General features: G+C 75.0%; 21 protein-coding genes. 5 read left to right on the forward strand and 16 right to left on the reverse strand.

The features are described 5' to 3' along the window. Positions 1-126 precede the first annotated feature (126 nt). Positions 127-987 carry a 3-hydroxybutyryl-CoA dehydrogenase gene (locus EMA09_RS02750; RefSeq protein ID WP_129838537.1) on the forward strand — a complete coding sequence of 287 codons (861 nt, stop codon included), beginning with the start codon at positions 127-129 and terminating at the stop codon, positions 985-987. An 18-nt stretch (positions 988-1,005) separates the two neighbouring features. Here EMA09_RS02750 and EMA09_RS02755 read toward each other — a convergent pair whose 3' ends face one another. Further along, positions 1,006-2,016, reverse strand: coding sequence for a Ku protein (locus EMA09_RS02755; RefSeq protein ID WP_129838539.1), 1,011 nt, complete (start codon positions 2,014-2,016; stop codon positions 1,006-1,008). Positions 2,017-2,101: 85 nt separating this feature from the next. On the opposite strand from EMA09_RS02755, the gene ligD reads away from it, so the two are divergent. Continuing rightward, on the forward strand, positions 2,102-2,986 hold the full coding sequence (gene ligD, locus EMA09_RS02760) for a non-homologous end-joining DNA ligase (protein WP_129838541.1): 885 nt from the start codon (positions 2,102-2,104) through the stop codon (positions 2,984-2,986). 68 nt (positions 2,987-3,054) lie between these two features. On the opposite strand, the gene pheT is transcribed toward ligD, so the two are convergent. The 7 genes from pheT to infC all read right to left on the reverse strand — a co-directional run bounded on the left by pheT (position 3,055) and on the right by infC (position 10,489). Continuing rightward, the gene (pheT, locus tag EMA09_RS02765; protein ID WP_129838543.1) at positions 3,055-5,589 is read right to left on the reverse strand and encodes a phenylalanine--tRNA ligase subunit beta; all 2,535 of its coding nucleotides are present in this window, start codon (positions 5,587-5,589) and stop codon (positions 3,055-3,057) included. Beyond that, on the reverse strand, positions 5,589-6,734 hold the full coding sequence (pheS, locus tag EMA09_RS02770) for a phenylalanine--tRNA ligase subunit alpha (protein WP_129838545.1): 1,146 nt from the start codon (positions 6,732-6,734) through the stop codon (positions 5,589-5,591). Before pheS ends, pheT begins: the two co-directional genes overlap by 1 nt. A gap of 147 nt (positions 6,735-6,881) precedes the next feature. Continuing rightward, positions 6,882-7,961, reverse strand: a complete 1,080-nt coding sequence (locus tag EMA09_RS02775) for an ATP-binding protein (RefSeq protein ID WP_129838547.1) — start codon at positions 7,959-7,961, stop codon at positions 6,882-6,884. 130 nt (positions 7,962-8,091) lie between these two features. Beyond that, complete coding sequence (locus tag EMA09_RS02780) at positions 8,092-8,952, reverse strand: RNA methyltransferase (RefSeq protein ID WP_129838549.1); 861 nt, start codon at positions 8,950-8,952, stop codon at positions 8,092-8,094. Positions 8,953-9,075: 123 nt separating this feature from the next. Beyond that, positions 9,076-9,462, reverse strand: coding sequence for a 50S ribosomal protein L20 (gene rplT / locus EMA09_RS02785; RefSeq protein WP_052850732.1), 387 nt, complete (start codon positions 9,460-9,462; stop codon positions 9,076-9,078). A gap of 111 nt (positions 9,463-9,573) precedes the next feature. Next, the gene (gene rpmI, locus EMA09_RS02790) at positions 9,574-9,768 is read right to left on the reverse strand and encodes a 50S ribosomal protein L35 (RefSeq protein WP_086161503.1); all 195 of its coding nucleotides are present in this window, start codon (positions 9,766-9,768) and stop codon (positions 9,574-9,576) included. Between the two features lie 70 nt (positions 9,769-9,838). Further along, positions 9,839-10,489, reverse strand: a complete 651-nt coding sequence (infC, locus tag EMA09_RS02795; RefSeq protein WP_129838551.1) for a translation initiation factor IF-3 — start codon at positions 10,487-10,489, stop codon at positions 9,839-9,841. A 344-nt stretch (positions 10,490-10,833) separates the two neighbouring features. Between infC and EMA09_RS02800 the strand changes: the two genes are divergently transcribed. Continuing rightward, positions 10,834-11,229: a DUF1844 domain-containing protein gene (locus EMA09_RS02800; protein ID WP_206305886.1), complete on the forward strand. Its 396-nt coding sequence runs from the start codon at positions 10,834-10,836 to the stop codon at positions 11,227-11,229. Here the strand turns inward: EMA09_RS02800 and EMA09_RS02805 are convergent. Both EMA09_RS02805 and EMA09_RS02810 read right to left on the reverse strand, forming a co-directional pair. Next, positions 11,207-11,953, reverse strand: a complete 747-nt coding sequence (locus tag EMA09_RS02805) for an aquaporin (RefSeq protein WP_129838553.1) — start codon at positions 11,951-11,953, stop codon at positions 11,207-11,209. The genes EMA09_RS02800 and EMA09_RS02805 overlap by 23 nt on opposite strands. A 127-nt stretch (positions 11,954-12,080) precedes the next feature. Continuing rightward, positions 12,081-12,815, reverse strand: coding sequence for an SseB family protein (locus EMA09_RS02810; protein WP_129838555.1), 735 nt, complete (start codon positions 12,813-12,815; stop codon positions 12,081-12,083). 148 nt (positions 12,816-12,963) lie between these two features. Between EMA09_RS02810 and EMA09_RS02815 the strand changes: the two genes are divergently transcribed. Next, a complete protein-coding gene (locus EMA09_RS02815) occupies positions 12,964-13,965 on the forward strand; it encodes a serine hydrolase (RefSeq protein ID WP_129838557.1) in 1,002 nt (333 codons plus the stop codon). On the opposite strand, the gene mycP is transcribed toward EMA09_RS02815, so the two are convergent. From mycP to EMA09_RS02830, 4 genes are all read right to left on the reverse strand, one after another. Beyond that, on the reverse strand, positions 13,919-15,136 hold the full coding sequence (mycP, locus tag EMA09_RS02820; protein WP_129838559.1) for a type VII secretion-associated serine protease mycosin: 1,218 nt from the start codon (positions 15,134-15,136) through the stop codon (positions 13,919-13,921). The genes EMA09_RS02815 and mycP overlap by 47 nt on opposite strands. After that, positions 15,133-16,152 carry a hypothetical protein gene (locus EMA09_RS28160; protein ID WP_168220628.1) on the reverse strand — a complete coding sequence of 340 codons (1,020 nt, stop codon included), beginning with the start codon at positions 16,150-16,152 and terminating at the stop codon, positions 15,133-15,135. Before EMA09_RS28160 ends, mycP begins: the two co-directional genes overlap by 4 nt. Before the next feature lie 118 nt (positions 16,153-16,270). Then, positions 16,271-17,098, reverse strand: coding sequence for a DUF2510 domain-containing protein (locus EMA09_RS02825; RefSeq protein WP_129838560.1), 828 nt, complete (start codon positions 17,096-17,098; stop codon positions 16,271-16,273). 148 nt (positions 17,099-17,246) lie between these two features. Then, complete coding sequence (locus tag EMA09_RS02830; RefSeq protein ID WP_129843794.1) at positions 17,247-18,464, reverse strand: cation:proton antiporter; 1,218 nt, start codon at positions 18,462-18,464, stop codon at positions 17,247-17,249. A gap of 259 nt (positions 18,465-18,723) precedes the next feature. Here EMA09_RS02830 and EMA09_RS02835 point away from each other — a divergent pair, with 259 nt between their 5' ends. Next, entirely contained in the window at positions 18,724-19,641 is a 918-nt protein-coding gene (locus tag EMA09_RS02835; RefSeq protein WP_129838562.1) for a 5'-3' exonuclease, read from the forward strand. A 53-nt stretch (positions 19,642-19,694) separates the two neighbouring features. On the opposite strand, the gene EMA09_RS02840 is transcribed toward EMA09_RS02835, so the two are convergent. Continuing rightward, on the reverse strand, positions 19,695-22,517 hold the full coding sequence (locus EMA09_RS02840) for a DEAD/DEAH box helicase (RefSeq protein WP_129838564.1): 2,823 nt from the start codon (positions 22,515-22,517) through the stop codon (positions 19,695-19,697). A 123-nt stretch (positions 22,518-22,640) separates the two neighbouring features. After that, on the reverse strand, positions 22,641-23,537 hold the full coding sequence (locus EMA09_RS02845) for a diacylglycerol kinase (protein WP_129838566.1): 897 nt from the start codon (positions 23,535-23,537) through the stop codon (positions 22,641-22,643). Positions 23,538-23,553 lie beyond the last annotated feature (16 nt).

Here is a 23,553-nt window from a genome sequence, read left to right on the forward strand (position 1 = left end):
GCACGCGCCGCGCGCGCCACCGCGCGTCCGGGGAGGACCGGTCCCGGCCGGTCCTCCCCGGCCCGCGGCGGAGGTACGGTCGTCCCTGCGGCAGAGCCGAGGCGACGAGCAGTGAAGGGACACGGTGTGAACGGCATCGAACGCGTCGGGGTGGTCGGCTGCGGCCAGATGGGCGCCGGCATCGCGGAGGTGAGCGCGCGGGCCGGGCTCGACGTGCGCGTGGCGGAGACGACCGGGGAGGCGCTCGAACTGGGCCGCACCCGTCTCGTGAACTCCCTGGACCGCGCCGTGGAGCGCGGCAAGGCGACGGCGGACGAGCGGGACGCCGCCCTGGAGCGGCTGACGTTCACGACCGACCTCGGCGAGTTCGCCGACCGGGACATCGTCATCGAGGCCGTCGTGGAGAGCGAGCCGGTCAAGACCGAGATCTTCCACCTCCTCGACCAGGTGGTGGCCCGCCCCGACGCCATCCTCGCCTCCAACACCTCGGCCATCCCGCTGGTCAATCTCGCGGTCGCCACGACCCGCCCCGCACAGGTGCTCGGCATCCACTTCTTCAACCCGGCGCAGGTCCAGCGCCTGGTGGAGCTGGTCCCCGCCCTCACCACGTCGGAGGAGACCGTCCGGCGCGCCGAGCGCCTGGTCACCGACGTCCTGGGGAAGCACGCGATCCGGGCGCAGGACCGCTCCGGGTTCGTGGTGAACGGGCTGCTCATCCCGTACCTGCTGGCGGCGGTCCGGATGCTGGAGTCGGGCGCCGCGGGCCGCGAGGCGATCGACCAGGGCATGGAGCTCGGCTGCGCCCATCCGCAGGGGCCGCTCAAGCTGGCCGACCTGATCGGTCTCGACACGGTGGCGTCGATCGCCGAGTCCATGTACCAGGAGTACAAGGAGCCGCTGTACGCGCCGCCGCCCCTGCTGCTGCGGATGGTGGCGGCGGGCCATCTGGGCCGGAAGACCGGCGCCGGCTTCTACGCGTACGGCTGACGGCCCGGCCGTCCGGGTTCAGGACGCGCGGCGCCGCCCGCTCGCGGCCTTCTTCGCCGGCGCCTTCTTCGCGCCGTCCTTGCCGGCCGCGCCCTTGGCGGTGCTCTTCTTCGCACCGCTCTTCTTCGCGGCCGTCTTCTTCCCCTGCTCCTTCCCGCCCGCCGTCTTCTTCGCGGACGTGCGCTTCCTGCCGCCCTCGGGGAGCCGCGTCACCGTGGCGTCCGCGCCCTCGTCCTGCCCCTCGCCCTCGCCGCGCCCCTCCCGCGCCCGCCGCACACTGTCCTCCAGGGCCGCCATCAGGTCGACGACCCGCCCGCCGCCCTCGGCGGCCTCCGCCGGGTGCTCGGGGGCGACACCGGCGAGCTTGGCGTCGACCAGTGTCTCGACGGCCTCGCGGTACTCGTCGTGCAGGTCCGCCATGTCCACCTCGCCCAGGGTGTCCATGAGCGTGTCGGCGAGGTCGAGCTCCGCGTCGCGCACGGTGACGCGCTCGGTCGGCGCGAGCCCCTCGGCGGGCCGGATCTCGTCCGGCCACAGCAGCGTGTGCATGCCGAGGACGTCGTCCTCCAGCGCCCGCACCAGGGCCAGGGTCTCCCGGCCCCGCATCGCGAGCTTGGCGACGGCGCCCTTGTCGGCGCGCCGCAGCGCCTCCCGCAGGAGCACGTACGGCTTGGCGGCGCCGGTGTCGGGCGTCAGGTAGTAGGAGCGGTCGAGCTGGTACGGGTCGATGCTGCTGACGGGCACGAACCCGAGGATCTCGACCGTGCGCGCGGTCGGCAGGGGCAGCATCGACAGGTCCTCGTCGGTGACCTGGACGAGGGTTCCGTCGGCCGTCTCGTAGCCCTTGCCGATCTGGTCACCGCTCACCTCCTCGCCGTCCAGCTCGCACACCTTCCGGTAGCGGATGCGGCCGTCGTCGGCGGTGTGGACCTGGCGGAACGACACGGAGTGGTTCTCGGTGGCGCTGACGACCTTGACGGGGATCGTCACCAGGCCGAAGGAGATCGATCCCTTCCAGATCGTGCGCATCACACGACTCCTCTCGCCCGTCCGGCCCACCCGGCCGTCGCGGGCACGTTTGTCCCGTTCGCCCCGTTCGTGCCAGTCTCAGGGTATGCCTGTCGTCACGGTCGAGGGACGCCGTCTGACCCTGTCGAACCTCGACAAGGTCATCTATCCGGACGGCACCACCAAGGGCGAGGTGATCCACCACTACGCGGCGCACGGCGCCGTCCTCCTCCCCCATCTCCGGGACCGGCCGCTCAGCCTGCTGCGCTATCCCGACGGGCCGGACGGCCAGCGCTTCTTCACCAAGAACGTCCCGCCCGGCACGCCCGACTGGGTGATGACGACGGACGTCCCCCGGTCGGGCGGCGGCACCATGCGCCAGATCGTCGTACAGGACCTGCCGGCCCTCGTCTGGGTCGCGAACATGGTCACCGAGCTGCACACCCCGCAGTGGCGGGCACCTGCCCCCGGCACCGCCGACCGGCTCGTCCTCGACCTCGACCCGGGGGCGCCCGCGACGATCGTCGACTGCTGCCGCGTCGCCCTGTGGCTGCGCGACCGGCTGGTGGCCGACGGCCTCACGGCCTACCCGAAGACGTCGGGCTCCAAGGGTCTCCACCTGCTGTGCGCCCTGCGCCCGGTGCCGTCGGAGCGCGCCTCGGCGTACGCGAAGGACCTCGCGGCGCGGGCGGCGGCCGAGCTGCCCGAGCTCGCGGTCGCCCTCATGGCGAAACGGTTGCGCCCGGGCAAGGTCTTCATCGACCACAGCCAGAACGCCGCCCGCAAGACCACGGCCGCGCCCTACACGCTGCGCGCCCGCCCCGCGGCGACCGTGTCGGCGCCCGTGACCTGGGACGAGGTCGCCGCCTGCGCCAACCCGGCGGACCTCGACATCCGGCTGGGCGATCTGCCGGCGCGCCTGGCGGCGCACGGCGACCTGATGCGCCCCCTCACCACACGACGCGCCGCCCGCGCGCTGCCGGGCGCCTGACGCGCCGCTGCCCCGCCGGGCGGTGACCCCGGCGGGGCAGCGGCGTGCTGTGAGGACGGCGGTGCGGCTCAGCCGCGCAGGGCGGCCCCCGTGCGCTGGGCGGCGACGGCCACCGCCGCCTCCCGCGCGGCGGTCAGCTCGTCCGCCGTCAGCGTCCGGTCCGGGGCGCGGAACCGCAGCGTGTACGCGAGGGACTTGCGCCCCTCCCCGAGCTGCTCCCCGGTGAACACGTCGAACAGCCGCACCGACTCCAGCAGCTCGCCCGCGCCGTCGCGCAGCGCCGCCTCGACCGCGGCGGCGGGCACCGAGCCGTCCACCACGAGCGCCACGTCCTGGGTGGCCACGGGGAACGACGAGACGCGCGGCGCCTCGATCGCCCCGGTGCCCGCGCGCTCCAGCGCGTCCAGGTCGGCCTCCATCGCGCAGGTCCGCCCGGGCAGGCCGAGGGCCTTGATGACGCGCGGGTGCAGTTCGCCGGCGTGTCCGACGAGCGTCCGCTCGCCGTCGACGACGGTGTACAGCGCCGCGCAGCGGCCCGGGTGCCAGGGGGCGTACTGGGTGTTCTCGACGGAGAGGTCGGCCCCCGCCTCGGCGGCGACCGTACGGGCCGCCTCGACGGCGTCCGCCCAGTCCGCCGGGCGGCCGGGTCCCCACCAGCCCTGCGGCTCGCGCGCGCCGGCGAGCACGACCGCGACGTGCCGCGGCTGGCGGGGCAGCGCGGCGTCGAGGGCGGCGATCTCGTCGTCGCCGGGCCGTGCGGTCACGGCGGGCCGGAAGGGCGGCGGCTCGTTGCCCGAGGGCAGGAAGACGAGGCCCGTCTCGAACAGGGCGACGTCCTGCGCGCCCCGCCCGTGGTTGCGCCGCAGGGCCTCCAGCAGGCCGGGGAGCAGCGTGGTGCGCAGCCCGGACTCCGTGTCGTCCAGCGGGTTGACGAGCCGGACGGTGCGGCGGCGCGCGTCGTCCGCGGGCAGGCCGAGGGCGTCGAGGCCGGCCTCGCCGACGAACGGGTAGTTCTGCGCCTCGACGTAGCCGGCGCCGGCGAGGGCGCGGCCCGTCCTGCGGTGCAGCCGCTGCCGCGGGGTCAGGCCGCGGCCGGCCGGCGGCCGCGGCAGCCGGGACGGCAGGGCGGCGTAGCCCTCCAGGCGGACGACCTCCTCGGCGAGGTCGTTCGGGTCGGTCAGGTCCGGGCGCCAGCTCGGCGGCGCGACGGTCAGCACGTCGCTGCCGGTGACCGTGCAGCCGACCTCCTGGAGGCGGCGGACGACGGTCTCGCGGCCGTAGGTCACGCCGGCGACCTTGTCGGGGTGGTCGGCGGGGACGGTGATCGTCCGCCCGGCCGGCGCGCCGCCGACCTGGGTCACACCAGGGTCGGCGGTGCCGCCGCCGAGGAGGACCAGCAGGTCCACCGCGCGCTGCGCGGCAGCGGCGGCGGCCTCCGGGTCGGCGCCGCGCTCGAAGCGGCGGGACGCCTCGCTGGCGAGCTTGTGACGACGCGAGGTGCGGGCGATCGCCACCTGGTCGAAGTGCGCGGCCTCCAGGACGATGTCGGTGGTGCCGGTCACACCGGTGCCGCCGACGAGCGGTTCGGGGAGCGGCTCGGTGTCGGCGATCTCGGTGTCGGCGCCGCCCATGACCCCGGCGAGCGCGACCGGGCCGCTGTCGTCGGTGATCACGAGGTCCTCGGGGTCGAGGACGCGCTTCACGTCGTCCAGCGTGGTCAGCCGCTCCCCGGCCGCCGCGCGCCGTACGCCGAGCGGGCCGGTCAGACGGGCGCGGTCGTAGGCGTGGAGGGGCTGGCCGATCTCCAGCATCACGTAGTTCGTGATGTCGACGGGCAGCGAGATGGGGCGCATGCCGGCCTTCTGGAGGCGGCGGGTCAGCCACAGCGGCGAGCGCGCGCCGGGGCGCACGCCGGTGACCGCGCGCACGACGAGGCGGTCGCAGCCCGCCGGGTCGTCGACGCGTGCCGGGTAGCCCTCGCCGTTCGGCGCGGGCACGTCCAGCAGCGCCGGGTCGCGCAGCGGCAGCCCGTACGCGGTGGCCGTCTCGCGGGCGAGGCCGCGGAGGGAGAGGCAGTAGCCGCGGTCGGGGGTGACGGCGATGTCGAGGACCTCGTCCACCAGCTCCAGCAGCTCGATGGCGTCGGTGCCGGCCTCGTGCTCGGGCGGCAGGACGAGGATGCCGTCGTGGTCGTCGCCGATGCCCAGCTCGCGGACGGAGCAGATCATGCCCTCGGAGACCTTGCCGTACGTCTTGCGGGCGGAGATCTCGAAACCGCCGGGCAGCACGCCGCCGGGCAGGATGACGACGACCTTGTCGCCGACCTCGAAGTTGCTCGCGCCGCAGACGATGTTCTGCGGGTCGCCGGTGCCGTTGGCCCGGCCGACGTCGACCTGGCAGTAGCGGATCGGCTTCTTGAACCCGGTCAGCTCCTCGATGGCGAGGACCCGGCCGACGACGAGCGGGCCGGTGAGGCCGTCACCGAGCCGCTCGACCGTCTCGACCTCGAGACCGGCGGAGATGAGCCGCTCCGCCACGTCGCGGCCGGTCGTGCCGGCCGGCAGGTCCACGTACTCGCGCAGCCAGGAAAGCGGGGCGCGCATCAGATCTCCATCCCGAACGGCCGGGTGAACCGCACGTCACCCTCGATCATGTCTCGCATGTCCACGATGTTGTGGCGGAACATCAGCAGCCGCTCCAGGCCGAAGCCGAACGCGAAGCCGCTGTACCTGTCGGGGTCGATGCCGCAGGCCACCAGGACCCGCGGGTTCACGACACCGCAGCCGCCCAGCTCGATCCAGCCCTCGCTCGAGCAGGTCCGGCAGGGGTGGTCCGGGTCGCCGACGGAGGCGCCGCGGCAGCGGAAGCAGACCATGTCCATCTCGGCGGACGGCTCGGTGAAGGGGAAGTAGTTCGGGCGCAGCCGGGTCGTCAGGCCGCTGCCGAACAGTTCCTGCACCATGTGGTCGAGGGTGCCCTTGAGGTCCGCCATCGTCAGGCCCTCGTCCACGGCGAGCAGCTCGACCTGGTTGAACACCGGGGTGTGGGTGGCGTCCAGCTCGTCCGTGCGGTAGACGCGGCCGGGGCAGATCACGTACAGCGGCGGGCGGCGCGTCAGCATCGTGCGGATCTGCACGGGCGAGGTGTGCGTGCGCAGGACGAGACCCGCCTCGTCGCCCGGGGTGCGGCCCTCGCGGCCGGGGTCGCCGCCGTCCGCGATGAAGAACGTGTCGTGGGTGGTGCGCGTGGGGTGGTCGGGGCCGATGTTGAGGGCGTCGAAGTTGAACCAGTCGGCCTCCGCCTCGGGTCCCTCGGCGACCTCGTAGCCCATGGCGACGAAGATGTCCTCGACGCGCTCCGAGAGCGTCGTGAGGGGGTGCCGGGCGCCGGCGGGGCGCCGGCCGTACGGGAGGGTGACGTCCACGGCCTCCTCGACGAGGACGCGCTCGTCGCGCTCGGCCTCCAGCTCCGCCTGCCGGGCCGCGAGCGCCTTGCCGACCGCGCCGCGGGCCTGGCCCACGCGCCGTCCTGCGTCCGCCTTGGCGTGCGGCGGGAGGGCGCCGATCTCGCGGTTGGCGAGGGCGAGGGGCGAGCGGTCGCCGGTGTGGGCGATCTTGGCCTCGCGCAGGGCGTCGAGGCTCTCCGCCGCGGCGAACGCGGCCAGCGCGTCGTCCCGCGCGGCGTCGATGCGTTCCGGTTTCAGTGCCTCGACCTCGACTGGGTCGTACGACTTGTTGGGTGCCGACATCTCTTCCCGTGCTTCCGATTGGCTTGACGCCCCGCTGCGCGCCCCGGGGTGCCCGAGGACCGAGTCTAAGCGGGGGCGCGGGGGACTCGGTAAGCGGTGGCCGCCCGCGGGGCCACCACGGCGTCCGGTCCCCGGCCGGCGGCCGGGTCAGGCGAGGAACGCCGGGAGGCCCGCGGGCAGGGTGAATCGGAAGCGGGCGCCGCCCCGCGCCGAGCGGCCGACGGACACGGTGCCGCCGTGGGCCTCCACGATGCCCTTGACGATGTACAGGCCGAGGCCGGTGCCGCCCCGCGCACCGCCGCGCCAGAAACGCGTGAAGACCCGGTGCATGACATCCTCCGGGATGCCGGCGCCTTCGTCGCTCACGGTGGTTTCCAGTCCCTCGGGGCGGTCGTCGGTCGGCGGGAGTGCCCGCACGGTGATGGTGACGGTGCCGCCGCCGTGGCGCAAGGCGTTTTCCAGGAGGTTGCCGAGGACCTGGTCGAGCTTGCCCGGGTCGGCCCACAGCCACGGCAGCCCGTCGGCGAGGCGCAGCTCGAACCGGTCGGCCGGGAGGCCGCCGCCCGTCAGGCCGGCCACATGGCGGCGCACGGACTCGTCGAGCCGGACCGGCTCGCGGCGCAGCTCCAGGCGGCCGGACTCGATGCGGGAGACGTCGAGCAGTTCGGTGATGAGGCGGGTGACGCGGTCGGCGTCGCTGTCGACGGTCTGGAGCATCAGGCGCTTCTGGTCGTCGGTGAAGCGGTCCCACTTGTCGAGGAGCGTCGCGGTGAAGCCCTTCACGGAGGTGAGGGGGGAGCGCAGCTCGTGGGCCACCGTCGCGACCAGCTCGGCCTCGGTGCGCTCGGAGCGGCGCCGGGCGGCCGTGCCGCGCAGGGCGACGACGAGCCGGCTGACCGGCCCCGCCGGGCGGACCCGGACGTAGCGCGCGGTGACGAGCACGGTCCGGCCGTCGGGGAGGCGCAGGATGCGCTCGGGCTGCCCGGAGCGCGTGGCGAGACCGCCGTACGGGTCGGTGAGCCGCCACCAGCGGCGTCCCTCGGGGTCCTCCAGGGGCAGCGCGCGGTCGATGGGCGCGCCGATGGCCGTGGCGGCGGCGATGCCGGTGAGCCGGACGGCCTCCGCGTTGAAACAGGTGACCAGGCCCCGGTCGTCGGCGACGACGAGACCGTCGGGAAGCTCGTCAGGACGGAGGTCGCGCTCCTCCGCGCCGGCTGCGGAAACCATGCCCGTTCGCCCCTCTCCCCGTACGGGTCACCCTGTGTGTGCCGCGCGGGCCGGCGAGTGCCCGGCGGTGCGCGGCCCCGGTGCCGTTGATCCCTTCCCCGCCGGGGGCGTGAACACCGGGCGGGCGGGGTCAGGCCCCGGTCGCACGGCAGCCGCCGGGGGCGCGCTGGGCGCGGGCCGAGGCGTACAGGCACACGGCGGCGGCGGTGGCGAGGTTCAGGCTCTCGGCGCTGCCGTGGATCGGGACGCGGACCACGGCGTCGGCGAGCGCCCTGGTCTCCTCGGGCAGGCCCCACGCCTCGTTCCCGAAGATCCAGGCGGTCGGGCCGCCCATGGCGCCGGCGTCCAGCTCGGCGTCGAGGTCGCGGTCGCCGCCGCCGTCGCCGGCGAGCACCCGCACGCCCGCGCCGGCGAGACCGCGCACGGCCTCGTCCACGGGCACGCCGATGGCCACGGGCAGGTGGAACAGGCTGCCGACGGAGGCGCGCACGGCCTTCGGGTTGTACGGGTCGACCGACGCGTCGGTGAGGATCACGGCGTCGGCGCCCGCCGCGTCGGCGCAGCGCAGGACGGTGCCGGCGTTCCCCGGGTCGCGGACGTGCGCGAGGACGGCGACCAGGCGGGGCCGCGCGGCGAGCACGGCGGCCAGCGGGCGGTCGAGGAAGCGGCAGACGCCGACGAGCCCCTGCGGGGTGACCGTCTGCGAGATCCCGTCGACCACGGCGGGGTCGGCGAGGTGCACGGGGACGCCCTCGGCGGCGGCGGCGTCCAGGAGGTCGCCGTGCCGGCCGGCGGCCTCCGGGGTGGCGAACAGCTCGACCAGGGTGGCGCCCCCGTCGTCCGCGCGATGTCCGACGGCCTCCCGCACGGCCTGGGGGCCCTCGGCGAGGAAGCGGCGCTCCTTGCCGCGGAAGCTGCGCTTGGCGAGGCGCCGGGCGGCGGTGACGCGCGGGGAGCGGGGGGAGATCAGCGGGTCGGCCGGGCGGCCCATGGACTCGTACACCTTCCCTGGTGGGTGCGGCAGCGGGCGGAGCCGGCGCCGGAAGCACCGGACCCGCAGGCCGGGGGCCTGCGGGTCCGGTGCGGGTGCGGGGCGACGCGGGGCGTCGCTCGCTCAGGCGGCGGCCCGGGGGGCGTTGACGTCGCTGGGGAGGGCCTTCTGGGCCGTCTCCACCAGGACCGCGAACGCGTTCGGGTCGTTGACCGCGAGCTCGGCCAGCATCTTGCGGTCCACCTCGATCTCAGCGGCCTTCAGGCCCTGGATGAACCGGTTGTAGGTGATGCCGTTGGCGCGGGCGGCGGCGTTGATGCGCTGGATCCACAGCTGCCGGAAGTCGCCCTTGCGCTTCTTGCGGTCGTTGTAGTTGTAGACGAGGGAGTGGGTGACCTGCTCCTTCGCCTTGCGGTACAGGCGGGAGCGCTGGCCGCGGTAGCCGCTGGCCTGCTCGAGGACCGCCCGGCGCTTCTTGTGGGCGTTGACCGCCCGCTTGACGCGTGCCACGTGAGTACTCCTTGCAGCGGGGCCGCGGAACGTGCGCGCGGCCCGGAAACGGATGGGTCCCGGTCGGTGCGGGGCGCGTGGCGGCACGGTCGGCCGCCGGACGCGCCCGGCTCACATGCCGAGAAGCTTCTTGATCCTCTTGGCGTCCGCCGGGGCCGTCTCCGTCGTGCCCGCGAGGCGGCGGGTCAGCGTGGAGGACTTGTGCTCCAGGTAGTGACGGCGACCGGCGCGCTGGCGCATCACCTTGCCGGAACCAGTGACCTTGAAGCGCTTACTGGTGCCGCTGTGCGTCTTGTTCTTCGGCATGTCGCCGTTCTCTCCTCGTCCTCTTCACTTGCGGTGCGCGCCCCCGTGCGGGGGCGGGCGCGCCAGGGGGTCAGGCTGTCGCGCTGCCCTGCTGCTGACGCTCGCCCTGCTGCTGGCGCTCGGCCTGCTGCCGCTCGGCCTTGCGGGCGGCCTGGGCCTCCCGGGCCTCGGCCATGGCCTCGGTCTTCTTCTTGTGCGGACCGAGAACCATGATCATGTTCCGGCCGTCCTGCTTGGGGTTGGACTCGACGAAGCCCAGATCCTGCACGTCCTCGGCGAGCCGCTGCAGCAGCCGGTAGCCCAGCTCGGGGCGGGACTGCTCACGACCGCGGAACATGATCGTGATCTTGACCTTGTCCCCCTGCTTCAGGAACCGGACGACATGACCCTTCTTGGTGTCGTAGTCGTGCGGGTCGATCTTCGGCCGGAGCTTCATCTCCTTGATCACCGTGTGCGCCTGGTTCTTGCGCGCCTCACGGGCCTTCATGGCCGACTCGTACTTGAACTTTCCGTAGTCCATGAGCTTGCACACCGGCGGGCGGGCGGTCGCCGCCACCTCGACGAGGTCCAGGTCGTACTCCTGGGCAAGCTCCAGGGCCTTGGCAAGCGGCACGATGCCGACCTGCTCGCCGCTGGGACCGACGAGTCGCACCTCGGGGACGCGAATCCGGTCGTTGATACGGGGCTCGGCGCTGATGGGGCCTCCTCGGTTGCGCCGCACGGATGCCTGGCGGACAGCCGTGCCGGTAGTTCTTCTGCGGACCGCCGCCCGAGAGACGCGAAAACGCCCCGGACGGCACGCTGGCGGGGCTCCACAGACCGGGAGCACCACCGCAGTGTGTCGCGGGGCGCAGCCTGACCATTGACCTGCCGACCCGGGGGGCCGGGAGGTGGGAGCGCGGAGCCTCCACTTGCGGGCCGGGCACATGGGTGTCCGGCCGGTCCCTTCCAGGTTACACCACGTGCGATACCACCGCGGTGGCGCGGGGGCGCGCCCCCGCGCGGGCGGACGGCGGCGGGGAGCGGCGGCGGGACGTCCCCGACCGTCCCCTTAAGGTGGGGCGCATGAGCGACGCCGACACGTCCCCGTCCCCCGCACCGTCCACCGCCGGCGACGGCGCCGAAGCGCCCGACGTCACCGGACTGACCCGTGACATCGCGGACGTGCCGGCGGTCGAGGTGATCACGACCCTCGCCGTCCACCTGATGAGCTCCGCCGCGGTGAACCTGGGCCTGGCCGAGGACGGCGAGCGCCACAAGGACCTGGACGAGGCCAGGAAGCTGATCACGGCGCTCGCCGGTCTGGTGACGGCCGCCGCGCCCGAGGTCGGCTCCTACCACGCGGCGCCCCTGCGGGACGGGCTGAAGTCGCTCCAGCTCGCGTTCCGCGAGGCGTCCGCCGTGCCGGACGCGCCGGGGCAGGGGCCGGGCGAGAAGTTCACCGGTCCCGTGCTCGGCTAGCGCGCAGCCGCGACAGGTCGCTCAGCCACTCCTCGTCCTGTGCGTGGACGAGGCGGTGCACGACCACCGCGACCGCCGCGCCCACGAGGGGCGCCACGATGAACAGCCACACCTGCGAGATCGCGGAACCGACCGCGAAGAGGGCCGGCATGAAGCTGCGGGCCGGGTTCACGCCGGCCCCGGTGAGCGGGATGCCGACGAGGTTGATCACGGCCAGGGTGAGACCGAGCGGGACGCCGTCCCAGCCGCGCGCGGTGAAACCCCGCGTGACGCTGAGGTAGACGAACACCAGCAGGAACGTCAGCAGCACCTCGAAGACGAATGCCCCGCCGAGCGAGAGCCCGACGGCCGAGCGGTCGCCGTACCCGTTGCTGCCGAACGCGCCGTGGGTGCTGAGCCCGGGGACCTGGTGGGCCACGAGGAAGAGCAGCGCCGCGCCGATGGCGGCGCCGATGAACTGCGCGATCCAGTAGCCGACCGCGGTGCGCACGTCCATGCGGCCCGCCAGGAGCATGCCTAGGGTGACCGCGGGGTTGACGTGCGCGCCGGATATGGGGCCGAAGAGCTGGACCAGCGCGAGCAGGGTGAAGCCGAAGGCCAGGGCGATGCCGAGACTGCCGATGAACTCACCGGCCAGCACCGCCGAGCCCACGGCGAAGAAGACGAGGATCAGGGTTCCGACCAGCTCGGCCGCGAGCGGCTGCGCTTCGGTCTCCGCGGACATGGCGCCCTCCTGCTGCCGACACAGTTGGTGACGTGGGTGACGTGGGTGTCTCCGGCAGTCTCCGGCGGCGCTGTGCGCCCCGCACGCGGGCGGGTGCGTTCGGGTGACGGGCGCGGGGCCGCGGCCGTCAGGTGGCGCGGCGGTACGTCGGGGTGCCCGGCAGGGACGTGCCGGGCGGGAGGACGGCGAGGTCGAGGCCCCGTACGAGGTGGGTGCGCAGCACGGGGTCGGCGGCCAGGCCGCGGGCGACGCGCGGTACGGCCGTGCCCGCGGGCACGGCGGGGTCGAGGACGAGGGCGAGGGTGCCGTCCGCCGTGCCGCCGGGGACGAGCCGGGCCGCGAGCACGGCGGGTTCGCCGCGCAGGACGGCGGTGACGGCCTCGGTGACGGCGGGCGCCGAGACGGCCGGGGTGCCGGCGGTGATGACGGTGCGCAGGGCGGCGCCGGACAGTTCGTACGCGACGGGGCCGGCGACGTCCACGACGAGGGCGCCCGCGTTCTCCTGGACGGCGGCGCGCAGCGCCTGGTCGGTGGTGACGGCGACGGGCCGCGCGTCGGGCCGCCAGCGGGCGAGCGTTCCGGTGGCGGTGAAGACCGGCAGGGCGCGCCGGCCGTCCGGCAGGGCCAGGGTGAGGACGGCCATGTCGCTGGTCTTCTCGCGCCGCAGCCCGTCGGGGCCCTCCTCCGCCTCGCCGAGGACGGCGACGACCGGGACGAGGAGACGCGCGCCGGTGAGGGCGGTGAGGAGGGCGGGTTCGGCGGACGGGTCGGCGGCCCAGTCCGCGAGCGCCCGGCGCAGCGCGGGGTCGGCGGAGCCGTCGTCGCCGGCGAACGCGGGCTGCGGGATGTTCTTGAGAGCCACGCGACGAGCCTAGTGCCGCGGGGGCGTGCGCCGCCGGGCTCCGGGCCGCGCGCGGGCCGGGTGCGCTGTGAGGCGCGTCACCCTCCGGTTGCCCGTTCTTGACGACGGTGGCCGTGACGTGCGCGGAAGGCCGGGATACGGTGCGGACATGAGGCGTGAAACCCCCGGCCCGCGGCGCCGGTTCAGACCCTCGGCCGTGGTGCACACGGCGCTCGCGACGACGCTGCTCGCGGCCGGTCTGACGAGCGACGCGGTGCGGTCCGGGGTGGACGCGCTGGTGGGGACCGCCGACATCCTGGACGAGGCGGGCGGCGAGTCGGGGAAGGATCTGGAGCGGGTGGACATACCGCCGTCACGTGGCTCGACGGACGAGGACGGGACGGCCGGCGCCCGCCGTGACCTGCGGCTCGCGGAGGCGATAGCACCGCTCCTCGACGCGCCGTCGGCCGAGGGGACGCGCCTGTCGGTCGCGATATGCGCGCTCGGCAGCGGGCAGAGCGCTGTGTACGGCTCGGACCTGTTCGACACGGCGAGCATCGTGAAGGTGGACATCCTGGCCGCCCTGCTCCTCCTGGCCCAGGACGAGGGCCGTGAGCTGACGGCGGAGGAGAAGTCGCTCGCCGGGGTGATGATCCGGCAGAGCGACAACGACGCGGCGGACACGCTGTGGCGCGCCATAGGCGGCGCCGACGGCCTCGACGCGGCGAACGAGCGGCTCGGGCTGACCCGGACGGCGGGCGGTCCCGAGGCGCACTGGGGGCTGACGCAGACCACGAGCGAGGATCAACTCGCCCTGCTGTCCGCCGTGTACGGCACCACGTCGCCGCTGTCGGCGCAGTCGCGGGCGTTCGTCCAGGACCTCATGGCGACCGTCGTGGACGGGCAGCGGTGGGGTGTGTCGGCGGCGGCCGACGAGGCGGCCTTCGAGCTGAAGAACGGCTGGCTGCCGCGGTCGCAGACGGGCCTGTGGGACATCAACAGCATCGGCCGCGTGACGGCCGACGGGGAGCAGTACCTGGTGGCGGTCGTCTCGGACGGGCATGTCACGCAGGCCGCGGGCATAACGGCGGTCGAGGCGGCGGCCGAGGCCGCGGTCGGGGCGCTCACCACTGATGAGGGCGCCACCACGGAGCCCGGGTCCGTCGTCTGAGGCGGATGACGAGCAGGACGGCCGTCAGCAGCAGCAGCGCGCCGGTCACGCCGGCGGCGGGGGCGAGCCACGGGGTGCCGGGGTCGGCGGCGGCCGGGCGCGGTCCCGGACCGAAGTACCGCTCCCCGTAGGGCTCGGCGAGGGGTTCGAGGGACGCGGGCTCGACGCCGGCCGCCGCCTCGATGGCGGCGGCGGGGTCGACGATGCCGGCGCCGAACGCGTCGTCGCGCCCGCCTTCGGGGGTGTTCTGCGCTGTACCGGTGAGCAGGTCCCGCACCTGGGCCGGGGTCAGTCCCGGGTGGGCGGCCAGCAGCAGCGCGACGGAGCCCGAGACGAACGCGGCGGCGGCCGACGTGCCCCAGCCGGTGTAGTACTGGCCGTCGGGGTCGGCGACGATCACGCCCTCCCCGGGCGCGCTGACGGTGGAGTACCAGCGGCGGGTGGAGAAGTCGGTGGTGGCGCCGCTGCGGTCGACCGCGGTCACGGCGATCACCCCGGGGTAACCCGCCGGGTAGGAGACGGGGTTGCCGTCGTCGCCGCCGTTGCCCGCCGAGGCGACGACCACCACGCCGTGCTCCAGGGCGTACCGGACAGCGGCGTCCTGCTCGGGATCGGCATGGGCGGACTCGCTGTCGTCGCCGAGGGAGAGGTTGATCACGTCGGCGCCCTGGTCGGTGGCCCAGCGGATGCCCTCGGCGAGGGCGCCCTCGGTGCTGCGGCGGGCCTCGTCGCGCGCGGGATCGTTCTCCTCCAGGAGGACCCGGACGGGCAGGATGTCGGCCGCGGGCGCCACGCCGATGACGCCGCTGCCGCGTTCGGCGCCGTGCCCGCGGCCGGCAATGATGCCGGCCATGGCGGTGCCGTGGGCCGCCCAGGTCGGGTCGCCCGGGCCGGCCCCCATGCCGACGAGGTCGTGCTCGGGCAGCACGGCGCCGGCGAGGTCCGGGTGGTTCGGGTCGACGCCGGTGTCGAGGACGGCGACGGTGATGCCCTCACCGCGCGTGGTCTCCCAGGCGTCGGGGGCGTGGATGGCGTCGAGTGCCCACTGCTGCTGTTCGCGGATGGAGTCGGCGCGGGCGGGGGCGGCCACCAGGAGGCCGGGGAGCAGTACGGCGCCGGCGGTGAGCGCCGCGAGGGCGGCGCGGGCGCGGCGGGGGCGCGGGGGCGTCATGAGGGCTCCGGGGCGTACCGGTCGGCCGCTGCGCGCAGCCGGGTGTCGAGGTCATCGGCGAGCGCGGCGGCGTCGTGGCCGAGGCCGGCGAGGGCGATGGTGCTCTTCTCGCCCTCGGCCGTGGCGTCGGCGGCCGGCTGCGGTTCGGGGACGGGCCGGCCGTCGGCCCACCCGCTGACGGTGAACAGGATGACCGGCAGGTCCTCGGCGACGCCGATCGACCAGGAGGCGCGCTGCTCGTCGCCGAAGTCCTCGGCCGCCGTGCCGGGCGCGGCGTACGTGCGGGGCAGCAGGTCGGCGCGGTCGGCGAGGTCCTCGTCGGCGAAGCGGGCGTGCAGCGCGGCCATCTCCGCCGGCTCGGCCTCGGTGAAGACGAGACCGGCGGTGACGACGCCGGTCTGCGTCTCGTCGGTGTAGGTGGCGCGGATCAGGCGGTGGCAGCCGACCGGTTCGACGACCTCGGCGAGGAGGGGGTCGAAGGCGTCGCCGCAGTCGCTGTCGGGGGCGACGGCGATGCGGGTGTAGTGGCGGTCGGCGCCGCCCGGGCCGGCCCCCGCGGCGTCGATCTCGGGCGGGAACAGCTCGTCCACCGGGAGGTCGCGCCACAGTTCGCGTGACTCGGCGAAGACGGTGGTGGCGGGCGGGCCGTCGGAGTTGAGCCAGGCGCCCGCCGCGGCCCCGCCGAGGAGCCCGGTGCCGAGGACGACGCAGGCGACGGAGGCGGCGGTTCTGACGGCGGCGCCGCGCGCGCGGCCCGCGGCGGGCGCGCCGGCGGGTCGCGCGGGTCCCGGGGCGGGCGCGCCGGCGGGTCGCGCGGGTCCCGGGGCGGCGGGCGGCCCGGCCGGCGGCGGTGGCGCGGCGGGCGGGGGCGGCGCCGCGGGGCGGGGCGGGGCGGACGGCCGGGGCGGGGCGGACGGGCCGAAGGCGCCGGGGGGCGCCGGCGTGCCGGGCCGCCCCTGGGCTCTCGGCGGGATGAGGCGCAGCGTGGGGCGCCATGGGCTTCGCTCGGTGTTCATCCGCACACTCCCCGGCCCCCGCGGCGCACACTGCCGACGCTTGACGGGGTCACTCTACGGTCGCCGGGTCATGCGGCGGTACCGGGCCCCGTGGAGGCGGCGTCGAGGTTGTCCCGTATCAGGTCGATGACCGACGCGGGCGGGGCGTCGTCCATCTCGTCGAGGGTGATGTTGAGCAGCATCGTCCCCGATCCGTCGGGGCGGGGAAGGCGACCGTCTCGACCAGGCCGCCGATGCCGCTCTCGGTGGTGACGTGGACGCGGACCCGGTGGCCCTCGACGCCGGCGACGGTGACCGGCTCGGAGAGGACCTGCTCGGGGGCCGAGACCTCGCCGTACGTCGCCTGGCTGTAGCTGTTCTCCGCGAGGGCGGTGGCGTCGGCGGTGGCGAGCTGGGCCAGGTCGGGTGCGGTGTCGGCGTAGGTGGTGAGGCTCGCGCCGGCGGCCTGGCACTCCAGGCCCGGGTCCTCGGGGCAGGGGTACTGGCCGGTGGTGACGATGGCGGCGCCCTCCACGGACATCTCCTCCCAGCCGTCGATGAGGGGCAGTGCGATGCCGTCGACGCGGGCGGAGGTGTGCGCGGTCACCTCGCCGCTCCCGCCGTCCTCGTCGTCGCCCGAGAAGACGGCGTACGTGGTCCCCGCCGCGGCGAGCGCGACGACGACGGCCAGGGCGGCGATGAGGGGTCCCTTGCGGCGCCCGGCCGGGGCGGGCGGAGCGGGCTGACCATCGCCGTACCCGTCGCCGTAGCCGTACCCGGGGGCGGGGGCGGGGGCGGGCGGCCCGCCGTACGCCGGGACGGGGGCCGTGACGGCGGCCTGCGGGGCCGTGGCGGCCCCGCCCGGCCGTGTGGTGGCCGTCCATTCCCGGCCGTCCCACCAGCGCTCCGGTTCCGGGGGCGGACCGGCGTACCCCGGATCCCTGTACCAGCCGGCGGGCGTAGCCATGGCGACCACTCTCCTCGTTGTCCACCCCGGTGCGCGCGGCCCGTGCGGGCGGCGGCGCTGTGTGCCGACCGTGAAGATCTCACACCACGCCCGGCCGGGCCACGGCGGAGTCCGGTTCCCGCGGACGGACGCGCCCGCCGGGTGGCGGTCAGCCCGCCCGTGCCGTCTCCGGGTCGCGGGCCGGCGCCGCCTCCGCCACGCCGCCGGGGCCTCCCGCGTCCCCGCCGGTCCGGCCGCCGGGCAGCAGGCGTGCGAGCCAGTGGGAACGGCCGGCGACCAGGGGCGCGACGACGGCCAGGATCAGGACGTAGCCGGCGATGAACGGTGAGAGCCGGTCGTCGAGGCCCGCCGCGGCCGCCATCGTCGCGAGGATCAGGGCGAACTCGCCGCGCGCCAGCAGCGTGGTCGCCACGTTGGCGGTCGGCCCCGCGCCGAAGCCGTAGACGCGGGCGGTGAGCAGGCCGGCGACGAGGTTCATCGTGACGGTGACCGCGATCGCCGCGAGCACCGGCCAGATGACGACGGGCAGGTCGCCCGGGTCGATCGACAGGCCGAAGCCGAAGAAGAAGATCGCGCCGAACGCGTCCCGCAGCGGATGCACGAGTTCGCGGATGCGGTCGCCGGAGTCGGTCGTGCCGAGGATCAGGCCGACCATGAACGCGGCGATGGCGTCGGCCACACCGAACTTCTCGGCGATGCCGGCCACCAGGACCGCGGCGCCGAGGAAGGAGATGACGAGCAGTTCGTTGTCGCGGGTCGCGAACAGGCGGCCGACCAGGCGGGTCCCCCAGCGCGCCGCGGCGGCCAGGAGCAGCAGGAACCCGAACGCCCTGGCCATGTCGGCGGCCATGGCACCCGCGCCGTCGGTGCCGGAGATGATCGGCTGGAGCGCGGCGAGGTAGAGGGCGAGGAAGATGTCCTCGACCACGATGATGCCGAGGATCGGACGAGTCTCCGCATTCCCGATGCGGCCGAGGTCCACCAGGATCTTGGTGACGATGGCGGAGGACGAGATGCCGAGGACCCCGGCGAGGACGAGCGCCTCGGACGTGCCCCAGCCGAGGGCGAAGCCGAACGCCAGCCCCGCCCCGACGTTGAGCGCGAGGTAGGTGGAGCCGGCGACGGCCATCTTCCTGCCGCCGGTCTTCAGGTCGTCCAGGTGGAATTCGAGCCCCAGGTAGAAGAGCAGCAGGACGAGGCCGAGCGCGGACAGCATCTCCAGCTCGTGCGGGTCGTCCACCAGGACGTATCCGGGCGTGTTGGGGCCGAGGAGTATGCCGGCCAGGATGAACAGCGGGATCGTCGGCAGGCCGATGCGGCTGCCGAGGCGGGCGAGCAGTGCGGCGGCGACGAACGCACCGCCCATGGCGAGCAGGGTGTCGGCGTGTTCCATGCGCCGTCACCCGCCCTTGCGGGGGAGAGGGGACGTGGGGATGAGCGGAGTCATCGGCAAGGGGGCTCCTCCTCGGCGTCGGGGCAGCCCGACACGGCATGCTCCGGGGCATGCGTCGGTCAAGCGTGCGTCAAGAAAGGGTCAATATTTAGCATAGCAAAAGTATTTTTGTATGCCCCACGCGTGGATGTCCGCCTCCCCGCTCCCCCGGCCGCTGCGGCATGATCCAGAGGTGACCCAACGCCTGATGCTGCTGGATACCGCTTCTCTCTACTTCCGCGCCTACTACGGCGTGCCCGACTCCGTGCGCGCCCCCGACGGCACGCCCGTCAACGCCGTGCGCGGACTGCTGGACTTCATCGCGCGCCTGGTCACCGACCACCGTCCCGACAGCCTGGTGGCCTGCATGGACGCCGACTGGCGGCCCGCCTGGCGCGTCGCCCTCATCCCCTCCTACAAGGCGCACCGCGTCGCCGAGGAGCACAGCGGCGGCGCCGACACGGAGACCGTCCCCGACACCCTGACCCCGCAGGTCCCCGTGATCGAGGAGGTCCTGGACGCCCTCGGCATCGCCCGCGTCGGCGTACCCGGGTACGAGGCGGACGACGTCATCGGCACACTCGCCACGCGCGCCACGGGCCCGGTCGACATCGTCACCGGCGACCGCGACCTCTTCCAGCTCGTCGACGACGCGCGCGGCGTCCGGGTCCTCTACCCGGTCAAGGGCATGGGCACGCTCGCCGCCTTCGACGAGGCCGCCCTGCGGGCCAAGTACGGCGTCGACGGCCCCGGCTACGCCGACCTCGCGCTGCTGCGCGGCGACCCGAGCGACGGCCTCCCCGGGGTGGCCGGCATCGGCGAGAAGACCGCCGCCCGGCTGCTGGAGCGCTTCGGCGACCTCGCCGGCATCATCGCCGCCGTCGACGACCCCCGCTCGGCCCTCACGCCCGCGCAGCGGTCACGCCTGACCGCCGCGGCGCCCTACCTGGCGGCGGCCCCCCGGGTCGTCCGCGTGGCCCGGGACATCCCCGTGCCCGACCACGAGGCGGCCGTCCCCCGCTCCCCCCGCGACCCGGACGCCCTCGACGCCCTGGCCGGCCGCTGGGGCCTCGGCGGTTCCCTGACGCGGCTCCTCGCGGCGCTGCGCTGACCGGAGCCGCGGAAGCGGTACGGGGGCGCCGGCCGGCGTCCCCGTACGGCCCGTCAGCCGACCGAGCTGTAGGCCACGACCCCACGCAGCACCTGGTCCACGGCACGCCGGGCGTTCCGCGCGACCGTGCCGCCGGCGGGCGCCGCGCCCGCGATCTGGCCGAGCACGTCGATGACCTGCTTGCACCAGCGCACGAAGTCACCCGCGGGCATGTCCGCGTCCCGCAGGACCGCGTCGAGCCCCTCACCGCGCGCCCACCGGTGCACCGGCCAGGCGAAGCCGAGGTCCGGCTCGCGCTGCCCCACACCCGTGACGTGCCCGATGCGGTACTGCTCCTCCAGCGCGTCGAGCCGCCCCCAGATCCGCACCATGTCGCCCAGAGCCCGCCGCGCCTCCCCGCCGGGGACCTCGGGCGCCGGGGCGTCGTCGGCGCTGCGCGCCTCGTACACCAGAGCGGAGACGCACGCCGCCAGCTCCGCCGGGTCGAGCCCCTCCCAGACACCGTCCCGCAGGCACTCGCTGGCCAGCAGGTCCAGCTCGCCGTAGAGGCGGGCCAGCCGGCGCCCGTCCTCGGTGACCTCGTCGCCGCGCAGGTAGCCCAGCTCCGTGAGCAGGGCCGCGACCTGGTCGAAGGTGCGGGCGATCGTGTTCGTCCTGCCCTCGATGCGGCGCTCGAGCTGCGCGGTGTCACGCCGCAGGCGGTGGTAGCGCTCCGCCCAGCGGGCGTGGTCCTCGCGCTCCGAGCACCCGTGGCACGGGTGGGCGCGGATCGCCGAGCGCAGGCGCGTGATCTCCGTGTCGTCGGCCGCGTCCGACCGCCGCCTGCGGTGCCGCCCCGGCTCGTAGTGCCCGGCCTTGGTCCGCAGCGCGGAGGCGAGGTCGCGCCGCGACTGGGGGCTGCGGGCGTTGAACGACTTGGGGACGCGCATGCGGTCCAGCGGCTCCACGGGCGCCGGGAAGTCCATCAGCGCCAGCCGCTTCACCTGCCGCTCGGCGGTGAGCACCAGCGGACGCGGCCCCTCGTGCTGGTCGAAACCGCCGCGCGGCCCCCGGCCCCGGCCGCCCGGCGCGCCCGTGCCCGGGTCGAGGACCAGCGCGAGCCCGGCGAACTTGCCCGTCGGCACGTGGATGATGTCCCCCGGCCGCAGCCGCTCCAGCGAGGCGGCCGCCGCGGCCCTGCGCTGCGCCGCGCCCTGCCGGGCCAGATCCGTCTCCCGGTCCTTCAGCTCGCGGCGCAGGCGCGCGTACTCGTCGAAGTCGCCGAGGTGGCAGGTCATCGCCTCGCGGTAGCCGTCCAGGCCGGCCTCGTTCTTGCGGACCTGGCGCGAGATCCCGACCACCGCCCGGTCGGCCTGGAACTGCGCGAACGACGTCTCCAGCAGCTCGCGCGACCGGTGCCGGCCGAACTGCGAGACCAGGTTCACCGCCATGTTGTACGACGGCTTGAACGACGAGCGCAGCGGGTACGTCCGCGCGCCGGCGAGCCCGGCGACGGCCCCCGGGTCCATCCCCTGCTGCCACAGCACGACCGCGTGGCCCTCGACGTCGATGCCGCGGCGCCCCGCCCGGCCGGTGAGCTGCGTGTACTCGCCGGGCGTGATGTCGGCGTGCTGCTCGCCGTTCCACTTGACGAGCTTCTCCAGCACCACGGAGCGCGCCGGCATGTTGATGCCGAGGGCGAGCGTCTCCGTCGCGAAGACCGCCTTCACCAGACCGTGGACGAACAGCTCCTCCACGATCTCCTTGAACGCCGGCAGCATCCCCGCGTGGTGCGCCGCGATGCCGCGCTCCAGGCCCTCCAGCCACTCGAAGTAGCCGAGGACGTGGAGGTCCTCGTCGGGGATGGCTGCGGTGCGCCGCTCCACGATCTCGCGGACCCGGGTGCGGGCCGCCGGGTCGTTCAGCCGGAGGCCGGCGTGCAGGCACTGCTGGACGGCGGCCTCGCAGCCGGCCCGGCTGAAGATGAACGTGATCACCGGCAGCAGGCCCTCGGCGTCGAGCCGGTCGATGACCTCGGCGCGGCTCGGCGTCCACACGCGCGACCGCTGCCGCCGCTCGCGCTCCCGGTCGGCGGCCCGCCGCCGGTCCCGGGAGGCCCGCACGCGGTCACGGCCGCCGTACCCCCGGGCGCCCTCGGTGCGGACGAGACGGAGCAGGTCCGGGTTGACCTCGCGCTTGTCGCCCGACTCCTCGAACAGGTCGAGCATCCGGCGGCCGGCCAGCACGTGCTGCCACAGCGGCACCGGCCGGTGCTCGGAGACGATCACCCGGGTGTCGCCGCGCACGGTGTCGAGCCAGTCGCCGAACTCCTCGGCGTTCGAGACGGTGGCGGACAGCGAGACCAGCGTCACCGACTCCGGCAGGTGGATGATGACCTCCTCCCAGACCGCGCCCCTGAAGCGGTCGGAGAGGTAGTGCACCTCGTCCATCACGACGTAGGCGAGGCCGTCGAGCGCCCGGGACCCGGCGTACAGCATGTTGCGGAGGACCTCGGTCGTCATCACGACGACGGGGGCGTCGGAGTTCACGCTGTTGTCGCCGGTGAGGAGGCCGACCTGGCCGGCACCGTACCGCTTCACGAGGTCGGTGTACTTCTGGTTCGACAGCGCCTTGATCGGCGTCGTGTAGAAGCATTTGCGGCCCTGCGCGAGGGCGAGGTGGACGGCGAACTCACCGACGATCGTCTTGCCCGATCCGGTGGGCGCCGCCACCAGCACGCCCTTGCCCTCCTCGAGGGCACGGCAGGCCTCGATCTGGAACGGATCGAGCTCGAAGTCGTACAGCTCACGGAAGGGGGCGAGCGCGGTGGCCTGCTCGACGGCGCGCCGGCGAGCGGCGGAGTAACGCTCGGCGGGGGACATCATGTCGTCGGTCATGGTGCCAACGAGCCTACCGGCCGCCTCCGACAGTGCGGTGATCATTTCTGTCCTGCCCCGGACGGCCCACGCCCGGCCACCGGGCGGCGTGCGGGGGAAGCCCGATCGAGTCCCGCGGGAACCTCACGGCTGCGGCACCAGCAGGCGCAGGGCGCCGGGTACGCACACGGCGGAGACCGGCAGCGGCCCGATCGGCTCCCCGTCCGCGTATCCGTGCGCGTCCGGCACGTCGAGCGCCACCTCGCGGGCACGGCGCACGGTGACCGCCGGGTGGGCCGTGTGCGTCCCCCGGTAGACGCGGGGGAAGACCCCGACGAGGGTCCGGCGCGTGCAGGGACCGACCACCGTGATGTCGAGGAGGCCGTCGTCGAGCCGGGCGTCCGGGCAGATCCGCATCCCGCCGCCGTACGCGGGACCGTTGCCGACCGCGACGAGCGTCGCGCGGAACTCCTCCCACGGCCCGCCGTCCACCCGCATCCGGTACGGCAGGGGCCGCAGGCCCGCCAGCTCCGCGACGAGGGCCACGTCGTAACGGAGCCGCCCGCGGGGCCGGCGCATGCGGTTGCCCCGGTCGTTGACCCGGGCGTCGAAACCGGACGCCAGGACGCTGCCGAACCACACCTCTCCCACCCGCCCGAGGTCGACGGGACGCCACCGGTCCGCCGCGATAGCCGCCGCCACGGCGCGGCCCGCCGCGGCCGGGTCCCGGACCGGCAGTCCGCAGGCACGGGCGAAGTCGTTGCCCGTGCCGAGGGGGACGATGCCGAGGGGCGTCGATGTGGCCGCCGTGGCCTGGAGCGCGAGCGACACCATGCCGTCCCCGCCGGCCGCTATGACCGCCCGGGTGCCGCCCGCTACGGCCTCCCGCGCCCGCCGCAGGGCGTCGCGCGCGTCGTGCCCCACCACGGTGCGCACCGCCGTACCGGCCGCGCGCAGGGCCTCGACGGCGGCCCGGGCACGCGCGGCGGCCCGGCCGCGGCCGGCCGCCGGATTCAGCAGGAACGTGACGTCATCGGCCACGCGCGCCCCGCCGGCG

The organism is Streptomyces sp. RFCAC02 (genome assembly GCF_004193175.1).
Lineage (GTDB): Bacteria > Actinomycetota > Actinomycetes > Streptomycetales > Streptomycetaceae > Streptomyces.

Coding starts and splice junctions, on each gene's coding strand:
- EMA09_RS02755 (WP_129838539.1), bottom strand. CDS start 2,016: ATGCGCACGATCTGGAAGGGATCGATCTCCTTCGGCCTGGTGACGATC.
- ligD (WP_129838541.1), top strand. CDS start 2,102: ATGCCTGTCGTCACGGTCGAGGGACGCCGTCTGACCCTGTCGAACCTC.
- pheT (WP_129838543.1), bottom strand. CDS start 5,589: ATGCGCGCCCCGCTTTCCTGGCTGCGCGAGTACGTGGACCTGCCGGCC.
- pheS (WP_129838545.1), bottom strand. CDS start 6,734: ATGTCGGCACCCAACAAGTCGTACGACCCAGTCGAGGTCGAGGCACTG.
- EMA09_RS02775 (WP_129838547.1), bottom strand. CDS start 7,961: ATGGTTTCCGCAGCCGGCGCGGAGGAGCGCGACCTCCGTCCTGACGAG.
- EMA09_RS02780 (WP_129838549.1), bottom strand. CDS start 8,952: ATGGGCCGCCCGGCCGACCCGCTGATCTCCCCCCGCTCCCCGCGCGTC.
- rpmI (WP_086161503.1), bottom strand. CDS start 9,768: ATGCCGAAGAACAAGACGCACAGCGGCACCAGTAAGCGCTTCAAGGTC.
- EMA09_RS02800 (WP_206305886.1), top strand. CDS start 10,834: ATGAGCGACGCCGACACGTCCCCGTCCCCCGCACCGTCCACCGCCGGC.
- EMA09_RS02805 (WP_129838553.1), bottom strand. CDS start 11,953: ATGTCCGCGGAGACCGAAGCGCAGCCGCTCGCGGCCGAGCTGGTCGGA.
- EMA09_RS02815 (WP_129838557.1), top strand. CDS start 12,964: ATGAGGCGTGAAACCCCCGGCCCGCGGCGCCGGTTCAGACCCTCGGCC.
- mycP (WP_129838559.1), bottom strand. CDS start 15,136: ATGACGCCCCCGCGCCCCCGCCGCGCCCGCGCCGCCCTCGCGGCGCTC.
- EMA09_RS28160 (WP_168220628.1), bottom strand. CDS start 16,152: ATGAACACCGAGCGAAGCCCATGGCGCCCCACGCTGCGCCTCATCCCG.
- EMA09_RS02825 (WP_129838560.1), bottom strand. CDS start 17,098: ATGGCTACGCCCGCCGGCTGGTACAGGGATCCGGGGTACGCCGGTCCG.
- EMA09_RS02830 (WP_129843794.1), bottom strand. CDS start 18,464: ATGGGCGGTGCGTTCGTCGCCGCCGCACTGCTCGCCCGCCTCGGCAGC.
- EMA09_RS02840 (WP_129838564.1), bottom strand. CDS start 22,517: ATGACCGACGACATGATGTCCCCCGCCGAGCGTTACTCCGCCGCTCGC.